General features: G+C 56.0%; 1 rRNA gene. It reads right to left on the bottom strand.

Annotated elements, in window-relative coordinates:
* Window positions 1-2,267, bottom strand: a 23S ribosomal RNA gene (locus tag ACWEVR_RS33950); the annotation flags it as partial.

Genomic DNA, 2,267 nt, shown 5'->3' with positions numbered 1-2,267 from the left:
GGAGAGAAACCTCATCTTGGAACAGGCTTCCCGCTTAGATGCTTTCAGCGGTTATCCCTTCCGAACGTAGCCAACCAGCCATGCTCCTGGCGGAACAACTGGCACACCAGAGGTTCGTCCGTCCCGGTCCTCTCGTACTAGGGACAGCCTTCCTCAAGTTTCTAACGCGCGCGGCGGATAGAGACCGAACTGTCTCACGACGTTCTAAACCCAGCTCGCGTGCCGCTTTAATGGGCGAACAGCCCAACCCTTGGGACCTACTCCAGCCCCAGGATGCGACGAGCCGACATCGAGGTGCCAAACCATCCCGTCGATATGGACTCTTGGGGAAGATCAGCCTGTTATCCCCGGGGTACCTTTTATCCGTTGAGCGACACCGCTTCCACTTGCCGGTGCCGGATCACTAGTCCCGACTTTCGTCCCTGCTCGACCTGTCAGTCTCACAGTCAAGCTCCCTTGTGCACTTGCACTCGACACCTGATTGCCAACCAGGCTGAGGGAACCTTTGGGCGCCTCCGTTACATTTTAGGAGGCAACCGCCCCAGTTAAACTACCCACCAGGCACTGTCCCTGAACCAGATCATGGTCCGAGGTTAGAAGCCCAATACGATCAGAGTGGTATTTCAACGACGACTCCACCCGAACTGGCGTCCAGGTTTCACAGTCTCCCACCTATCCTACACAAACCGTACCGAACACCAATACCAAGCTATAGTGAAGGTCCCGGGGTCTTTTCGTCCTGCCGCGCGTAACGAGCATCTTTACTCGTAATGCAATTTCGCCGAGTCTGTGGTTGAGACAGCAGAGAAGTCGTTACGCCATTCGTGCAGGTCGGAACTTACCCGACAAGGAATTTCGCTACCTTAGGATGGTTATAGTTACCACCGCCGTTTACCGGGGCTTAAATTCTCAGCTTCGCGCCCAAAGGCGCTAACCGGTCCTCTTAACCTTCCGGCACCGGGCAGGCGTCAGTCCGTATACATCGTCTTACGACTTCGCACGGACCTGTGTTTTTAGTAAACAGTCGCTTCTCTCTGGTCTCTGCGACCCCACCCAGCTCAGGCTGCAAGAGCCGTCACCAGATGTGGTCCCCCTTCTCCCGAAGTTACGGGGGCATTTTGCCGAGTTCCTTAACCACAGTTCTCTCGATCGCCTTAGTATTCTCTACCTGACCACCTGTGTCGGTTTGGGGTACGGGCCATGTACCAGCTCGCTAGAGGCTTTTCTCGGCAGCATAGGATCACTGAATTCGTCTCAACGACTACGCATCACCTCTCAGGCTACATGTTGTGCGGATTTGCCTACACAACGCCCTACAGGCTTACACCAGGTATTCCATCACCTGGCCCAGCTACCTTCCTGCGTCACCCCATCGCTTGACTACTACAGCCAGGGTCGTATGCAGCCGCTTCAAGTCTCCCGAAGGAGATCCGTCCACATTTGGATACTTAGCACAACTGATTCGCCATTGGGCGCGGATACACGGGTACGGGAATATCAACCCGTTGTCCATCGACTACGCCTGTCGGCCTCGCCTTAGGTCCCGACTCACCCTGGGCGGATTAACCTGGCCCAGGAACCCTTGGTCATTCGGCGGACGAGTTTCTCACTCGTCTTTCGCTACTCATGCCTGCATTCTCACTCCCGTGGCCTCCACAGCTAGTTCACACTGCTGCTTCCACGGCCACAGGACGCTCCCCTACCCATCCCAACACCTGGCCCCAATCCGAAGAAAGGGACGGGTTAATGTTGGAATGCCGCGGCTTCGGCGGTGTACTTGAGCCCCGCTACATTGTCGGCGCAGGATCACTTGACCAGTGAGCTATTACGCACTCTTTCAAGGGTGGCTGCTTCTAAGCCAACCTCCTGGTTGTCTAAGCGACCCCACATCCTTTTCCACTTAGTACACGCTTAGGGGCCTTAGCCGGCGATCTGGGCTGTTTCCCTCTCGACTACGAAGCTTATCCCCCGCAGTCTCACTGCCACGCTCTCACACACCGGCATTCGGAGTTTGGCTGACTTCGGTAAGCTTGTAGGCCCCCTAGGCCATCCAGTAGCTCTACCTCCGGCGTGAAACACGTGACGCTGCACCTAAATGCATTTCGGGGAGAACCAGCTATCACGGAGTTTGATTGGCCTTTCACCCCTACCCACAGCTCATCCCCTCAGTTTTCAACCTAAGTGGGTTCGGGCCTCCACGACGTCTTACCGTCGCTTCACCCTGGCCATGGGTAGATCACTCCGCTTCGGGTCCATAATGTGCGACT

The organism is Nocardia sp. NPDC003979, assembly GCF_053605015.1.
The sequence above is the reverse complement of the archived record's forward strand: the minus strand, read 5'-3'. Positions and strand labels throughout refer to the sequence as shown.